Below are 17,470 nucleotides of genomic sequence, written 5' to 3' on the forward strand. Positions count from 1 at the left end.
TTATTGATCAGGGTACGGGTTATGTTGATAATGCTACTGGCGCCCAAACAATTGGAGGATCTGGTTCAGGATTAAGAGTTGCAACAACTACAAATATTGGAAATGTAAATTCTATTACAGTTGTATCTCGTGGTACTGGATATAGAGCTGGAGATTTAATAACGATTGTTGGTGGAAATAATGATGCAACTTTTCAAGTTGTTAATGTGCAACAAAGTAATGGTGAAGTTACAATTACTGAGGTTTTGGATGGTAGATATACGGGTAAGTTCAAATTTAATGTTGTTGATGAAGAAGGCGAGGTTGTTACTTTTTCAGAAGGTGTTTTTTACAAAGTTCCATTAGGAAGTTTCTAATTTTTTTAAATATAGATTAAAACCATCTGGAGTAATTCAGATGGTTTTTTGTTTTTGTTGATAACTTAAATTGGCATTCACTAACTTAAACTGTATTTTTGTTTTTATTCAAAATCAGCTTTTGTGTTTTGTTTTTAGCTTAATTATCAGATAGATGTACTTAATTTTCGATACAGAAACTACAGGATTACCGCGCAGTTGGTCGGCACCTATTACCGATACCGATAACTGGCCTCGTTGTATACAAATTGCTTGGCAGTTACATGACGAAATGGGGAATTTAATCGAGCACCAAGATTATTTGGTTAAGCCCGAAGGTTTCAATATTCCGTATGATGCCGAAAGAATTCATGGTATTTCTACCGAGTTAGCAATGGAACAAGGAATTCTGTTATCAGAAGTTTTAGAGAAATTCAACATTGCTCTTTCAAAAGCAAAATTCATCGTTGGGCAAAATGTAGGATTTGATGTTAATATTATGGGGTGTGAATTCCATCGTATGAACATTGGTTCCGATATGACGAAAATGCCGGTTTTGGATACCTGTACTGAAATCACCGCCAACTTATTAAAATTACCAGGCGGCCGAGGAGGAAGATTCAAATTACCAACATTAACCGAGTTACATCAATATCTTTTCAATCAACCTTTCGCAGAAGCACATAATGCTACTGCCGATGTGGAAGCAACAACGCGTTGTTTTCTTGAGTTAATAAAAAGAGAAGTTTTCACCAAAGAAGAGTTAGATGTAACGCCAGAATATTTCAGAAGTTTCCGAGAAAAAAATCTGGACGAAATCCAGTTAATTGGTTTAAAGCACATCAATCTTAAAAAAGCTTCGGAAGAAATTAGAGTGCGATTGCAAAAAATCCAAAACGAAGAAGAGCAAGCCACTATTTCAGATGCAACAAAAGCCGATTTAAAAGACGCTGCTTTTGCGCATTTGCACAATCATACACAGTTTTCAGTATTACAATCCACCATTGCGATTAATGATTTAGTAAAAGCTTCGGCAAAATTCAAAATGCCAGCGGTTGCTATGACGGATACAGGTAATATGATGGGTGCGTTTCATTTTGTAAGCGCCGTTTTAAATCACAACAAAGCTGCTGAAACTAAAAATAAAGAATTAGTCGAAAACGGAGAAATACCAACCGAAACCGTAATCAAACCTATCGTAGGTTGCGAATTCAATATCTGCGACGATCATAAAGATAAGACCAAAAAAGACAACGGTTATCAAGTGGTTCTATTGGCAAAAAATAAAAAAGGCTATCACAATTTAGCCAAAATGTCTTCGATTGCTTATACCGATGGTTTCTATTACGTACCAAGAATCGATAGAAATATTGTTGAGAAATATAAAGAGGATATTATTGTTCTTTCAGGAAATTTATATGGTGAAATTCCAAGCAAAATTCTAAATGTTGGAGAAAGTCAAGCCGAAGAAGCTTTGATTTGGTGGAAAGAACAATTCGGTTCCGATTTCTATTTGGAATTAATGCGTCACAAACAAGAAGACGAAAATCGCGTTAATCAAACCTTAATAGCTTTCGCGAAAAAGCACAATGTGAAGTTAATCGCGACTAACAATACCTATTACGTTAATAAAGAAGACGCCAACGCACACGATATTTTATTGTGTGTAAAAGATGGTGAAAAACAAGCAACACCAATTGGTCGCGGACGCGGTTATCGTTATGGATTACCAAATCAAGAATATTATTTCAAATCGGGTGACGAAATGAAGCAACTTTTTGCCGATTTACCTGAAGCGATTATCAATATTCAAGAAATCATAGATAAAACCGAACCGTATTCTTTATATCGTGATGTATTACTTCCAAAATTCAAAATTCCAGATGAATTTGAAGTAGAGGAAGATAATATTGATGGTGGCGTTCGTGGTGAAAATGCGTATTTGCGTTATCTAACCATGGAAGGTGCCAAAAAGCGTTATGGAGAAATCACACCCGAAATTCAAGAACGTTTGGATTTTGAATTACTTACGATTTCCAATTCAGGTTATCCAGGTTATTTCTTAATTGTACAAGATTTCATTGCTGAAGCTAGAAAAATGGACGTTTCTGTTGGACCAGGTCGTGGTTCGGCTGCGGGTTCGGCCGTTGCATATTGTTTAGGAATTACGAATATCGACCCAATTAAATACGATTTGCTTTTTGAGCGTTTCCTTAATCCCGACCGTGTTTCCATGCCCGATATTGATATTGACTTCGATGATGAAGGTCGTGGTCGTGTAATGGATTATGTAATCAATAAATACGGAGCAAACCAAGTAGCGCAAATTATTACCTATGGTAAAATGGCTACGAAATCAGCTATTCGTGATACCGCTCGTGTATTGGATTTGCCGCTTTTTGAAGCCGATAGAATTGCGAAACTAATTCCAGGTATGATGCCGTCGAAATGGAATTTAGCACGATTCTTAGCTGAAGACGAAAGTGAAGTCAAAAAAGCTTTACGTTCAGAAGAGTTTGATAGAGTTAAAGAATTAATCGAAATTGCCAATTCAGAAGACTTAGCAGGAGAAACCATTCAACAAGCAAAAGTGTTAGAAGGTTCGATGCGAAATACCGGAATTCATGCTTGTGGTGTGATTATTACGCCTGATGATATTACGAATTTCGTTCCCGTAACCACTGCCAAAGATTCCGATTTATATGTAACCCAATTTGACAATTCCGTCGCTGAAAGTGCTGGTTTGTTGAAGATGGACTTCTTGGGATTAAAAACCCTAACCTTAATTAAAGACACGGTAAAATTGGTAAAATATCGTTTAGGAATCGATTTGAATCCTGACGAATTTCCAATTGATGACGTTAAAACATATGAGTTGTTCCAAAGAGGTGAAACGGTTGGTGTTTTCCAATACGAATCGCCTGGAATGCAAAAATATATGAAGGACTTAAAACCAACAGTTTTTGCCGATTTAATTGCCATGAATGCGTTATATCGACCTGGACCGTTGGAGTATATTCCGTCGTTTATTCGTAGAAAAAATGGAGAAGAGCCTATTACTTACGATTTAGATGCTTGTGAAGAATATTTAGGGGAAACGTACGGAATTACCGTTTACCAAGAACAGGTGATGCTTTTGTCGCAAAAATTGGCTAATTTCTCTAAAGGTGATGCCGACGTACTTCGTAAAGCGATGGGTAAAAAGCAGAAAGATGTCTTGGATAAAATGAAATCTAAGTTCATCGATCAAGCGAAAGCCAATGGACATGACGAACAAAAATTAGACAAAATTTGGACGGACTGGGAAGCGTTTGCGAGTTATGCCTTCAATAAATCGCACTCTACTTGTTATGCTTGGATTGCCTACCAAACCGCATATTTAAAAGCACATTATCCAGCGGAATATATGGCTGCGGTACTTTCCAATAACATGAACGATATCAAACAAGTGTCGTTCTTTATGGAAGAATGTAAACGCATGGGATTAGCCGTTTTGGGTCCAGACGTGAATGAATCGTACTATAAATTTACAGTAAATGAAGATTATGCGGTTCGTTTCGGAATGGGAGCTATTAAAGGTGTTGGTGCAGGAGCTGTTCAAACCATAATTGATAACCGTAAAGACGGAAAATACAAATCCATTTTTGATTTAGCCAAACGTATTGATTTGCGTGCTGCCAATAAAAAAGCGTTTGAAAACTTAGCATTAGCAGGCGGTTTCGATGGTTTTACCGAAACGCATCGAGCGCAATATTTTCATCATGATGGTGATGGAATAACGTTCTTGGAAAAAGCGATTCGTTATGGTTCAAAATTTCAAGAAAACGAAAACTCGGCTCAAGTAAGTTTGTTTGGTGATGCTTCAGAAGTACAAATTGCAGAACCACAAGTGCCGCCATGTGAGGAATGGAGCACGATGGAAAAATTAGCCAAAGAAAAAGAAGTCGTTGGAATTTACATTTCGGGTCATCCTTTAGATGATTATAAATTTGAAATGAAATATTTCTGTAATACCAATTTAGAAGGTCTAAAAAACTTAGAACAACAAGTTGGGAAAAACCTTTCTTTTGGCGGAATTGTAACTAATGTACAACATCGAACCGCTAAAAACGGAAAAGGTTGGGCAACATTTGTAGTGGAAGGTTATGATGAAAGTTTTGAATTCCGAATTTTTGATGAAGAGTATTTAAAGTTCCGTCATTTCTTACTGCAAAATCAGTTTGCCTATTTTAAAATTACTGTGAAAGAAGGTTGGGTTAACCGAGAAACTGGAAAAAAATCGGATCCACGAATTCAGTTTGTTGATGTGAAAATGTTGGCGGATGTGTTGCCAACTTTCGCCAAAAAACTCGTACTTCAATTAGCGATAAATGATGTTAAAGAAGGTGTTATTTCGGAATTAAATCAAATTTTTACCCAACACAAAGGAGATCATAATGTGACTTTTGAAGTAATGGAGTTGGAAAAAATCAAACGAATGGTAGAAGAAAAACCAGTAGCGATGATTTCGACCGATACCGAAGATGAAATGGAAGAGAATTTTGATGAAATGGAAGAAATGGATATTGCAGTACCAACAGAAAAAGAAGAAATTGTAGTAAAAACTAAGTTAGTGATGCCGAGTAGAAAGTTAAAGGTTAAAATTTCATCGGAACTATTACAAGAATTAGAACGAATGCAGTTGAGTTTCAAGTTAAATTAGTTTTCGTATTGAAGAAATAATTTGTTAATTAAAGTTATTAACAATTTTATAATCTTATTTGATGGTTATTTGATTAAAGTATAATATATGTGTATAGAACCCTTATAAATAAAGAGAAGTTTATTTGATGGTTATTTGATTATGGAACAAGAAAAGTTAATAAGTATAGTAAATGATTTGGTAAAACAACCTAACGAAAGCGAATGGGTTGAGTTTAAGCACAACTATCATTCAGCGGAAGAAATAGGAGAGCGAATTTCAGCATTATCTAATGGAGCATGTTTACATAATCAGCCTTTTGGTTATCTTGTCTACGGAATTGAAGATAAAACGCACAAAATATTAGGTACAACATTTAATATTAAATCAGCGAAAAAAGGGAAAGAAGATATAGAAAGTTGGCTAATAAATAGATTAGAACCAAAGATAGATTTTAGATCTTATAATTTTGAATACAAAGAAGGAGTGAATATTTCATTAGTAATTATTCCAAGTGCATTAAATAGACCAGTAAGCTTTTTTCATAAATCTTATATAAGGATTTCAAGTTATACAAGAAATTTAAATGAATTCCCAGAAAAAGAAGCTAAAATATGGAGAAAAGAACCAGTTAAGCCTTTAGAAGAGCAATTAGTAAAACAAAAATTGACTTCGAATGAAGTTGTTAGTTTATTAAATACCCAAACATATTTTGAATTATTAAAATTACCCTACCCTAATAATCAGGATGCAGTATTAGAAAAATTCGTTTCAGAAAAGTTTATTAAAAAAAACAAAGATTCTTATGATATAACAAAGTTAGGAGCCATATTATTAGCTAAGAATTTGGATGAGTTTGAGGAAGTGGGAAGAAAAGCAGTTCGGGTTATTGTTTATAAAGGTAAAAATAAAATAGACACTATAAGAGAACAGATTGGGAAAAGAGGCTATGCAGTAGGTTTTGAAGGGCTAATAGATTGGGTTAATGGACAACTTCCGGCAAACGAAGAGATTGGAAGGGCATTAAGAAGCGAAACTAGAATGTATCCCGAAATTGCAATAAGAGAACTTGTGGCAAATGCTATTATTCATCAAGACTTTAGTGAAAAAGGATTTCCAATGATAGAAATATTTTCTGATAGAATTGAAATTTCGAATCCTGGTATACCACTAATTACCCCACAACGATTCATTGATGAATACGTTTCTAGAAACGAACGGCTTGCAGATGTTTTAAGGAGGTTTGGAATATGTGAGGAAAAAGGGAGTGGGATTGATAAAGTAATTTTTTATAATGAAATATATCAATTACCAGCAGTAGATTTTATTGTTTCTGAAAAGAGAACTCGAATAACACTTTTTAGTTATAAAGATTTAAGTAAATTGGATAAGAAAGATAAAATAAGAGCTTGTTATCAACATGCTTGCTTACGATATGTTTCGAATGATATCATGACTAATCAAAGTTTAAGAGAACGCTTTCAAATTGAAGAGCAAAATTCTGCTATTGCATCAAGAATTATTAAAGATACAATAAATGAAGGATTAATAAAAGATGATGATCCAACGAGTAATTCAAGAAAATACAAAAAATATATTCCTTTTTGGGCTTAATGAAAAATTTTAATCAATTATAACAATATTTATATAACAAAAACTAATTTTTAAAAGCGAATTCATTTCAATTAAATTTTTAAATTTGCATATCGATTAATTAAAAATATAAAGAAAAACAATATGGCATTAGCAATTACAGATGCTACTTTTGAAGAAGTAGTTTTAAAATCAGATAAACCAGTAGTAGTAGATTTTTGGGCAGCTTGGTGTGGTCCATGTAGAATGGTAGGTCCAGTTATCGACGAAATTTCTGCTGAGTATGAAGGAAAAGCAGTAGTAGGAAAAGTAGATGTTGACGCAAACCAAGAATTTGCTGCAAAATACGGAGTTAGAAATATTCCAACAGTTTTAGTATTCCAAAACGGAGAAGTGGTTGGAAGACAAGTGGGTGTTGCTCCAAAGAAAACGTATACTGATGCAATTGATGCATTACTATAATCTTTGAAAAAGAAATTCAAGGCTCAACGAAAGTTGGGCCTTTTTTTATCCATAACCTTTCGTTCATCACCTTTCACAAAAAATAAAATCTTTTTCTATCTTTACGATATGAATTTAGAGCAGCAAATAGAAAAAATTTCCAGTTTTCAGCATTTAGAACTTTTGGCCAACCAAATTGTCGAAGGTTTTATATCGGGTATGCACAAATCGCCTTTTCATGGATTTTCGGCAGAGTTTGCAGAACATAAAATTTACAATCCAGGAGAAAGTACCAAGCATATCGATTGGAAATTATACGCCAAAACCGATAGATTATACACCAAACGTTACGAAGAAGAAACCAATTTGCGTTGTCATTTGATTTTAGACAACTCGTCTTCGATGCATTATCCGAAATTAAAGGAAAATCAGCCGTTTTATGAGAGTAAAATTGGGTTTTCGGTATTGGCTTCCGCGGTTTTGATGAATTTGCTTAAAAAGCAACGCGATGCAGTTGGATTGAGTGTTTATTCGGATACGTATGAATATTATTCGCCAGAAAAAGGAAGCGAGCGTCATCACCGCATGATTTTAAACAAGCTGGAAGAAGTGTTGTCGCAAAACAAAACCACTAGAAAAACGGATACCGTAACTTTTTTACATCAAATTGCCGAAAACATTCATCGTCGTTCTATGGTGATTTTATTTACCGATATGTTCCAAAACGAAGACAACGATAAAATTTTCAAAGCGCTTCAACATTTAAAACACAACAAACATAAAGTAGTAGTTTTTCATGTGTATGATGAAAAAACCGAGTTAAATTTTAGTTTTGACAATACGCCTCGTAAGTTTATTGATGTAGAATCGGGAGAAGAAATCAATTTATTTGCCGAAAATACGCAAGAATCGTATCAAAAAGCGGTGCAAGAATATTTCAAAACGATAGAAGCAACGTGTATGCAGTATCAAATTCGTTATGTACCCGTTTCTTTGAGTGAAAATTTTGAAAAAATTTTACTTACGTATTTGGTTGAAAAACAAAAGTTTGGTTGATATTACTGAAAAAAGTTTGATTTTTTTTGCAAAAATATTTGCAGGAATAAAAAACCGTAGTATATTTGCACTCGCAATCAAGCACTGGTTTGGTAGTTCAGTTGGTTAGAATACATGCCTGTCACGCATGGGGTCGCGGGTTCGAGTCCCGTCCAGACCGCCAGTAAAGAGGAAGCCTTTCGTAAAAGAAAGGCTTTTTTGCCCTCTTAAAATATTTAAAATAGTTGTGTTGTTTAGGTACGAAAGTACCAAAAGGTTTAGTAGTTAGACCAATGAAAAGCTTTGCATTTGATGCAGGGCTTTTTTGATTTTTATACTTCTTGGTTTTTTTAACCATTTTTTACCCTTACCCTTTTATCCTAAAATTAATCAAAAAAAAGGCATACTTTTAGGTGTACCACTTTTTTTTCTAGGTGTACCATTTTTTAAAACTATAAATCAAATGAATAATTATAAATTATCAATTTTATTCTTGCTTCAAAAAGCTAGGATAAATAAACTTGGAAAATGTCCTTTAAGATGCAGAATAACATATCAAGAAAAAAGATATGAATTTTCAATAGGAGTTTTAATAAACCCTAATCTTTGGAACAGTAAACTCCAATTAGTAAAACCTCCAAATGAAGAAAATACAAATATCAATAGCCAATTGAGCCTGATTAAATCAAAAATTAATCAGGCTTTTTTGTTGCTTCAAATTAAAAAACAAGATTTTGATGTTGTTGATATCTATAAAATTTACAAAGGAGAAAAACCAAAAGCAGAAAAGGCTGTATTAGAAGTTTATCAAGAATACATGGTCAGGTTAAAAAAACTCTTAGACAAAGAAATACAGCAGGTTACTTACAATAAGTACATGGAATCTTTTAACCATTTAAAAAACTTTGTAAAATACAAGTTTAAAACCAATGATATCAAGTTGAAAGATATCAAAAATAACTTTTTAGATGAGTTTGAATTTTATTTAAAAATAGACGTTGATAAAAAAAAAGGTTTAGCACAAAGTACAATTAATAAAGTTATTCAAAGGTTTAGAAGAATAATTAAGTTTGCAATTTCTGAAGGCTACTTAGAAAAAGATCCATTTATGTTGTATAAAGCCAAATCAGTTAGTAAAAATATTGTTTTCTTAACAAAAGCAGAACTTAACCAATTAGAAAAACATCAATTTAAAACAGAAAGAATTAATAACGTTAAGTTGCTGTTTGTTTTTTGTTGCTACACCGGATTAGCTTTTAAAGAAATGAGCCTATTAAAAAAAAGAGACATTATAACAGGTTATGATAACAACTTATGGATTGTAATTAAAAGAAGTAAAACATTAAGGGAGTATAAAATTCCTCTTCTTCCAAAGGCAAGAGAAATCATTGCACATTTTGATGACACCAATTCTGATTTTTGCTTTCCCAACATTTCCAATCAAAAGTTTAATGAATACCTTAAAGAAATTGCTGATGTTGTCGGATTACAAAAAACATTAACTCATCATATAGCTAGAAAAACATTTGCTTCTACAGTTTTACTAAACAATGGTGTGCCTATGGAAGTTGTTTCAGAACTATTAGGGCATTCAAAAATTACCACTACTCAAGGGCATTATGCAAAGGTTGTTCAAAGTCAAATTAGTAGCCAGATATCAATTTTGACTAAAAAGCTGGAAGGATTAGATAAAAATTAATTCAAGTTGTTTATTTTTACTCATATAGAAAGTTTTTATTATGAGTTTAATAGATTTTGAATTAATTGATTTACCTGTAGAATTTAAGCAAATTAACCCAGATGATTTTGACAATACTTTATACAACGTTGCACCAAAAACAATCATTACTCCTAATGATCAAGGATTTATTTCACCCCAAATTGTATCTAACTTAATCCCTAAATTACATACAAAGGATACAGTGGTTATTAATGCTGGAGTAGGGCAAGGTAAATCTTACTCTGTTATTGAATTGATTAAGGAGTATTCAAAATTAGAGGAGTATGTGGTTATTTTAGCAGTTCCTTTCAATAATTTAATTAATCAATATGTAGCTGACTTAACTGCAGAAAGCGACATTAACACTTCTAGTGTTTTCAACATGATGAAGATTAATAATTATACTTTTGAAACCTTTACAAATACTCCTTTAAACTATGGATTTTTTAGTGACGTTGATGCTGTAAATGAATTTCAACCTGAAAATTTTAAGGTTCATGTAATGTCAATTAATGCACTTCTAGGAAACTCAGGTGATAACATCCTGTTTCAATCTAATAAAAAAGTAAAATATTTCAACTCACTTCAAACTTATTGCGAAGCAAACAACAAAAAAATCATTTTGTTTTTTGATGAAATTCATGATAGTATTCACAATTTTAGAGAAGATTTAATTTATGGCTTCTGGAGATATCAAAATTTGATACATAAAATTTTTGTTGTAAGTGCAACATTTAATGAGGCTTCAAAGGAGGTTATTAAATACCTTTCGGAGTTTACTAATAAAGAAATTCAAATACTAGAATCTGAAAGAATAGTATTTCCTGATAAACAAAGCCAACTGCATTTAATCTTCAATGAAAAATATGATTTAACTAAGAACGATAACTTTATGAAGTTGTTTGAAAGAGCTGCAAATAATAAAACAAGTTTTGATTTTATTGTGTATTCCAAAAAACAGATAGAAAGTAATTTCAAGGCTAATCCAGATGTAAATCAGATTTTGCAATTATCAGGCTGTAGAATTAATTATTGCTACGCAGATACTTTTGATACAGCTAATGATGTTGCTAAATATGAAGTTGATGCAATCAATATAGGAACTAATTTTACTACAGGAGTAAACATTACAAAAGAAAACCATGTAATGTTTATATTTATTCCGATTGCTCTAGATAAAAGTTTTATAAACAATAATGGTGTTTTTAGGTCTATCCCTAATTCAGTTATACAAGCCTTAGCAAGACAAAGAAAAGCAGGTGATATTTATATTATTATGCCACCTCCTAAAGGTATTAAACCTGAATCTTTACCTTTTCCAATAGATACTAATCAAAAAATAATTGAAATTGTAAACAAGTTTAAATCTTATGGTTCTGAAGATGTAAGTTATACCAATATCAATAAACAAAAAGATATTCTTGACAAGGTATATAATTCTATTAAAGAAAGAGCTAAAAGTGCAGAACTTAATATTGGTAATGCTGTAGGTAATAGATTTGGGATGAATAGATTGCAATTACCTGCTAAAGAAATTTTTATTCTAGAAAAAGGAGAACAATATCTATCAGACAATTTTTTTGATGGAAGTATAAGTACTTACATTTTTTGGGCAGCTATTACTAATCAGTTTTTAAACTGCAGATTAACAAGTGTATTTAAAAATGATGAGTTGTTTTTTACCTCTGAAGATATTCAAGAAAAGGTATTTCAGTTTTATGATAATGTAGTTAGGAATCATTTAATTACAGATGATGATGGTTTACTTTTACATAGTATTTCAGGAATTAAACTATTTGAAGCCTTAGAAAATGAGATAATCAATTCAAAAGTAGTTTACATCAATAGTAAAAAAGCAACAAAAAAAGATTATGAGTTAATACGATTACTCATTCTTCATGTAATTGTTTATCAAAACCAAAAAGAATTTCAAATTAATCAATCTAAAAACCTGCTTTTTATTTATTATTTGCAATCATGTGTAACATATGCAAAAAAAGTCAATTTTAATGAGGAAAATAAAGATACGTTATCAACAAGTGAAATTACTTTAGATGAGAATTTATTCCAATTAATATCCATCTACAAAGACATTGTTTTTTTTATAGAAGAAATAATGCAAATGATAGTTCAAACAAGATCAAGAGCTGGAAAACCTGTTAAAAACTTGATTGGTATTAGTCCAAATTCAGGTTTTATATCATTATTCAGAGAAAAAGACATGGCTTCAAAATTGAATTATCTAAAAGCAAACGACAGATTCTTAAGTACAAATATTTTTCCATTTAAGGACACATATAGTAGGCTAAATAATGAAGAAAATCAAGTACTTTTCTTTTACGGAAAGCTTCTAGACTTAGTCTTAAAAATTGACGGAAGTTATAGATATTGTGGCAATAGATATCATTTAATAACAGAAATTTACGACATTAACACATTAAAACTACACAATTTTCTATACACTGATTTTTCAGATTATGTAATATAAAAATATGTCACTTTATCCGAAGCCCCTTATATATTTTAAGGATATAGTGACACAATTAAATTAATCACCTTAAGCTAATCTATACAGATTAGCTTTTTTAATTTAAATTATTAACAATAAATTCTTAAATCATGCAATTACAAAAATCACAAAGAAATAAAGCCAAGATAAAAATGGCTTTACAAGGGCCATCAGGTTCAGGTAAAACAATGAGTGCTCTTCTAATAGCTCAAGGGCTTACAAATGGAGACATGAGTAAAGTTGCTGTCATTGATACAGAAAATGGCTCAGCTAATCTTTATGCACACTTGGGAGAATATAGTGTGCTTAACTTAAGTAATCCGCATTCTCCTGAAAGATATATACAAGCTATTGATGTTTGTATCAATTCCGGAATTGAAGTCATCATTATTGATTCCACAAGTCATTGTTGGGATTTCTTAATTGACTATCATGCTTCATTGCCTGGAAATAGTTTTACCAATTGGAGCAAAATTACTCCTATGCAAAAAGCATTTGTAGATAAGATATTGAATTGCAATGCTCATGTTATTGCCACCATGAGGGTAAAACAAGATTATGTCATTAGTGAAAAGAATGGCAAAATGGTTCCAGAGAAAGTAGGCTTAAAAGCAATCCAAAGAGATGAGATTAGTTATGAGTTTACAATAGTTTTTGATATTGACAGCAAACACTTTGCAACTGCCTCTAAAGACAGGACTCTACTTTTTGAAGGGAAACCCCAATTTCTTATCAGTACTCATACAGGGAAAAAGATATTAGAATGGTGTAATAGTACCATGACAAAAACTGAAATGCAACAGAAAATAGTAGAGTGTATGAATTTACAGGAACTATCTGATTTGTATCATAACAATCTTGATTTAGCCAAGAGTTTAGAACAAGAATTCATAAACAAAAAGAACCTTTTAACTAACCTTATTTCTAATGTATCAAAAAATGGAAACGGAACTTATCCTCACACCAGTTAAATCTGAACAAAATGCACCAATACTCTTAAAGCAAGAAAGTGAAGTTATTTCTTCTAGGAGTACACCTAAAATTGTTGCTAAATCTCCCTTTATAGAGGCTAACACAGAAGAGGTTAGCCTTTCTCATTTAAAAGGAGACTGCATTATTCCTGTCTTCACAAAAGACAATGAAATTACTATTTCTCATCAGGAATTTATTGAAACAGCTTATGCTTCAATTGTAAAAGTATTTCCAAATGAAGTTATAGATAAACCTGAAATTAGAACAAGTCACCTCATTAGAGGCAGAACTCCTGATGCACTTCATGTTCCTGCTAAAGAATTAACAGAACATCAAAGAACAATGTATTATGAAAGAATGGCTTTTGCATTTAGAATCCCCTCAATAACAGCCAATATAAATGGCAATCTTTTGGCTTTAACAGTTGGAGGAGTTAGAGCTTACAATACAGAAAACTTATATAACAAAAAAAGTTATGAAAAGTTTAAGTTCTTTATTGGTTTTCAAAATATGGTGTGTTGTAATATGTGTATTTCTACTGATGGTTTTAAAGATGAAATCAAGGTAATGAGTACATCTGATTTAATAGTTAGAATGTCTAATGTTCTTGAAAATTATCTTCCTGACCAACATTTAAAAGAGATGCAAGATTTACAGAATTATCATCTTTCAGAAAGTCAATTTGCTCAAATTATAGGTAAAAGTAGGCTGTATAACTATCTTCCAAAAAAGGAGAAATTAATACTTCCTGAATTACTGATGAATGATGGTCATATTTCCACCATAGCCAAAGACTACTATAATGATGAAAGTTTTTGTAGACAAGAAAATGGAGATATTAACCTTTGGAACATGTTTAACCTTTTTACAGGAGCTAATAAAAGCTCCTACATTGACACTTTCCTCTCAAGAGGAGTGAATGCCTTTGATTTTAGTAAAGGCATCTCAAAAGCACTGAGTGATAGGAATTCAAACTATGCTTGGTTTTTGAGTTAAAAACGGAGCCTCAAAAGAGGCTCCTATTCATCTTCATCCAAGGAAGAATTCACATTAGTATTATCAAAATATACTTCAAATTTTATTTTCAAAATAGATTTAGCATCATAAAGAAAATATAAGCTAGCTATAGATATTAAAATTATTATAGATTTATATATCCACTTTTCTTCTTTATTGAGAACAAGCATAATTAAAGCTATAATAACACCTAAAACTATAATATAATACCAAAGGGTAATTATTGCAAAAAATATTACGAATACATAATAAAGTAAAGGCACTATTATAACAGAAGCATAAAAAATAAAATAGCCTTTCAAAAACAAAACACCATCGTCTTTCCCTTTATACAAAGTAAATATCAATGGGATTGCTGAAAGCACAAATAACATTATACCTATAGTAAAATAAGTAAATTCATGGCTTTCATATTTAAATTCCTTGTAAATTAAATAACCAATACCACCTAGCAAAGCCGCAAAAAAAGCTAAAGCAAAAACACCCCAGACAGTCTCTGTTAGTTTTTCTTTAAAGTTTTTCTTTTCTGTTGGAGGTATTTCTTTCCTGTATAATAAATCTACAGTTCCTATTTCATTAGACAAGTCTGTAATTGAAAGTTCTTTATCTGTAATATGATTAATTTTGCCTTTCCAAGTTTGGTTAAAATTTACACCATGTTTTATTATTATTTCATTATTCTCAATAAACCAATTCCCTATATCTTGAGAGTTTTCTTTAATCCAATGAATAATCATATTGCCTTGTTTGTCAAAAACATAACTAATAAAATCGTTTTCCCACTTCCCAATTATTTTTTCTTTGTAAAAATTTATCATAATCAACTATTCTCTACAATTTCTATTTACTCATCTGTTAACACATACAATTCATATACCATTTCATTAAAAGCTTTATATATGGCATCAATAGTAGCTTTTAACTCCAAAGCTTTTTGAACTATTGCATAAAAGTAGTAAAATTATCTCCTAAATTTTTTTAAATTTTTTTTAAGCATACTCCACCTTGTATCAAAACCCCCACCAATTCTTAGTGATTACAATACCCCTCCGGTATTGTTTATAGTGCAAAATTATTCTGCAGGTAAATTTATCTTGAGTTGAAAGCCAAGAGTTTTTATCTGGAAAAGTATTGTACAAAATCTTAATGTTTAACTCAAAAACTAGAAAAGATGGTAAGAATTGTAAATTATCAAAAAAGAACAACAGAGGAAGGAAAAGCATTCTTTACTCTAGAACTACAAGGCGGGATTGAAATAGTAAAATCCCAAGAAACAGGAAGACATTACATTACTGCTAGAAAAGCTACTATGTCATGTACTTTTGATGAATTAACTTGTCAGGCATTAATTGGAACAGAATTGCCAGGCTCTGTTAGAAAAGTGAATTGTGAAGAATATGATTACACCATTAAAGAAACAGGTGAAATCATTACACTATCACACAGATATGAATATGTAGAGCAGGAAACACAAGCAAATGCTCCACAAATGAGTAATGCTACAATTGATGACTTTATGAGTAAAGTCCCAGTTGGGAATGCTTTTTCCACTAATGGACAATTAGTTCATTAGAATTTCCTTGGTCCAAAATTTATGAACTGCTTTAAGTGTAGTAGGTAAATTTTGGACTTTTATTTTTTTTAATCTTAACACAGAAAAAGATGAATGCAGTACAAAATGAAGTTGCAGAAATCCAAGTTTCCTATAAAACCACCAATACTCCTAAAGAAAAAATTTCTACAGCTAAGAGTGCCTACAAAGTTTTTTTATCCACATGGAATCTAGATACAATTGAATTGCAAGAAGAATTTAAAATAATGCTATTAAATAGGGCTAATAATTTACTTGGAATTTATTCATTATCAAAAGGAGGGATTACAGGTACAGTTGTTGACCAAAGATTAATTTTTGCAGTGGCTTTGAAATGTAATGCAACAGCTATATTGATAGCACATAATCATCCAAGTGGAAAATTACTGCCAAGTGAAGCAGATATTTCTATTACTAAGAGTATTTATAAATGTGGGGAAATATTAAATATTACTTTAATAGATCATTTAATTGTTACTAAAGAAGGTTACTTTAGTTTTTCAGATGAAGGAAAACTAATGTAAATGTAAACCTTTAACTATTGACACTTTTTTAGTAGGAAATGATAATTTTTAAAATAAATCCATATAATGTAAATAGCTTTTTTAAATTAGTACCTGAAATAATTTAAACCTAATGCTGAATAATTCTAATATAATTATTGAAGAACTACCATTAAAGAACAATATTAATCTTGGTAATAACTTTAATATTCCAGAAAATTATGTGATTTACTTTGAAAAGGAACACAATAAAGAGTTGAATCTTTTCATTAGAAATAATTATGAGGCAATTAAAACTAAATTTTCAGCTTTAGGTTTAAATTTCATTTATCCGCCATTTATAAAAGTTTCTAAAATTCAAGTTGAAGAAATATTATCATATTATACTCCTCAATTCAATTATTATCAAATACCTACTTTGGCAAAAGACTCTTTTGGTCAAAAATTGTTAGATAATGCTTTACAAAATGCATTTAAAGATTTTGATACAATTTTAAATAATAACATTACAGAAACCTTTAAAGTTAATTCTGAAGAATTACTTAACCTATTTGAATATAATTTCCATATTAAATCAGGTTTATTTTTCTTCAAGTTTAATTCAGGCATTATTGGAGTATCTGATTATTTTTATTCCAATTCAGATAATAATTATGAGTTGTTTTTTGAGGAAGCAATACAATATCTTAGTAGAAATGAATGGGAAGATTATGCTCTTGGTGATGCAATGATTGGTAGTTTTCTTCCAACTGTAGATTACTCAGAACAGCTTGATGAAGAAGCCAAAGAAATAGTTCAAGATTTAGAAAACAAATTAAAAGAACTTAAAGATACTGGTCAGTTATTATTTTTAATTCCGGTTTTAAAAGACCTCCTAAATAAACAATCCCATAATATTGATTTTAATAGCATCAGTAAAATGGAAATTGATTATCAGAATAAAATTCAACTGCCTTATTTTAAGAAAGAAGTTGAATTAAGTCATTTAACCAAATCTATTTATTTCTTGTTTTTAAAGCATCCTGAAGGTATAAACTTAAAAGAACTGGGTGTACGTCTTCAAACTAAATTGG

At 31.2% G+C, this 17,470-nt stretch carries 13 protein-coding genes and 1 tRNA gene; 13 read left to right on the plus strand and 1 reads right to left on the minus strand.

Features of this window, described 5'->3' with window-relative positions; all coding sequences use genetic code 11:
• From B4I81_RS01425 to B4I81_RS01470, 10 genes are all read left to right on the plus strand, one after another.
• Positions 1–356, plus strand: a 356-nt coding sequence (locus B4I81_RS01425; protein ID WP_291106640.1) for a DUF6252 family protein, incomplete at its 5' end; no start/stop codon positions are given.
• 154 nt (positions 357–510) lie between these two features.
• The gene (dnaE, locus tag B4I81_RS01430; protein ID WP_291106642.1) at positions 511–5,037 is read left to right on the plus strand and encodes a DNA polymerase III subunit alpha; all 4,527 of its coding nucleotides are present in this window, start codon (positions 511–513) and stop codon (positions 5,035–5,037) included.
• A gap of 141 nt (positions 5,038–5,178) precedes the next feature.
• Complete coding sequence (locus tag B4I81_RS01435; protein WP_291106644.1) at positions 5,179–6,630, plus strand: ATP-binding protein; 1,452 nt, start codon at positions 5,179–5,181, stop codon at positions 6,628–6,630.
• A gap of 123 nt (positions 6,631–6,753) precedes the next feature.
• A complete protein-coding gene (gene trxA, locus B4I81_RS01440; protein ID WP_291106646.1) occupies positions 6,754–7,071 on the plus strand; it encodes a thioredoxin in 318 nt (105 codons plus the stop codon).
• A gap of 108 nt (positions 7,072–7,179) precedes the next feature.
• Positions 7,180–8,106: a DUF58 domain-containing protein gene (locus B4I81_RS01445; RefSeq protein WP_291106648.1), complete on the plus strand. Its 927-nt coding sequence runs from the start codon at positions 7,180–7,182 to the stop codon at positions 8,104–8,106.
• An 86-nt stretch (positions 8,107–8,192) separates the two neighbouring features.
• Positions 8,193–8,269 (plus strand) — tRNA-Asp (locus tag B4I81_RS01450).
• A gap of 279 nt (positions 8,270–8,548) precedes the next feature.
• Positions 8,549–9,784, plus strand: coding sequence for a site-specific integrase (locus B4I81_RS01455; protein WP_291106650.1), 1,236 nt, complete (start codon positions 8,549–8,551; stop codon positions 9,782–9,784).
• A 40-nt stretch (positions 9,785–9,824) separates the two neighbouring features.
• Positions 9,825–12,293, plus strand: a complete 2,469-nt coding sequence (locus B4I81_RS01460) for a DEAD/DEAH box helicase family protein (protein ID WP_291106652.1) — start codon at positions 9,825–9,827, stop codon at positions 12,291–12,293.
• 131 nt (positions 12,294–12,424) lie between these two features.
• Complete coding sequence (locus tag B4I81_RS01465) at positions 12,425–13,285, plus strand: ATP-binding protein (RefSeq protein WP_291106654.1); 861 nt, start codon at positions 12,425–12,427, stop codon at positions 13,283–13,285.
• On the plus strand, positions 13,254–14,282 hold the full coding sequence (locus B4I81_RS01470) for a DUF3871 family protein (RefSeq protein ID WP_291106656.1): 1,029 nt from the start codon (positions 13,254–13,256) through the stop codon (positions 14,280–14,282). Before B4I81_RS01465 ends, B4I81_RS01470 begins: the two co-directional genes overlap by 32 nt.
• Before the next feature lie 23 nt (positions 14,283–14,305).
• On the opposite strand, the gene B4I81_RS01475 is transcribed toward B4I81_RS01470, so the two are convergent.
• Positions 14,306–15,121 carry a hypothetical protein gene (locus B4I81_RS01475; RefSeq protein WP_291106658.1) on the minus strand — a complete coding sequence of 272 codons (816 nt, stop codon included), beginning with the start codon at positions 15,119–15,121 and terminating at the stop codon, positions 14,306–14,308.
• A 353-nt stretch (positions 15,122–15,474) separates the two neighbouring features.
• Between B4I81_RS01475 and B4I81_RS01480 the strand changes: the two genes are divergently transcribed.
• From B4I81_RS01480 to B4I81_RS01490, 3 genes are all read left to right on the plus strand, one after another.
• Positions 15,475–15,876, plus strand: a complete 402-nt coding sequence (locus B4I81_RS01480) for a hypothetical protein (RefSeq protein WP_291106660.1) — start codon at positions 15,475–15,477, stop codon at positions 15,874–15,876.
• 89 nt (positions 15,877–15,965) lie between these two features.
• The gene (locus B4I81_RS01485; protein WP_291106662.1) at positions 15,966–16,418 is read left to right on the plus strand and encodes a JAB domain-containing protein; all 453 of its coding nucleotides are present in this window, start codon (positions 15,966–15,968) and stop codon (positions 16,416–16,418) included.
• A gap of 112 nt (positions 16,419–16,530) precedes the next feature.
• Positions 16,531–17,470, plus strand: a 940-nt coding sequence (locus B4I81_RS01490; protein ID WP_291106665.1) for a hypothetical protein, incomplete at its 3' end; no start/stop codon positions are given.

The organism is Flavobacterium sp. UBA6195 (assembly GCF_002422095.1).
Lineage (GTDB): Bacteria > Bacteroidota > Bacteroidia > Flavobacteriales > Flavobacteriaceae > Flavobacterium.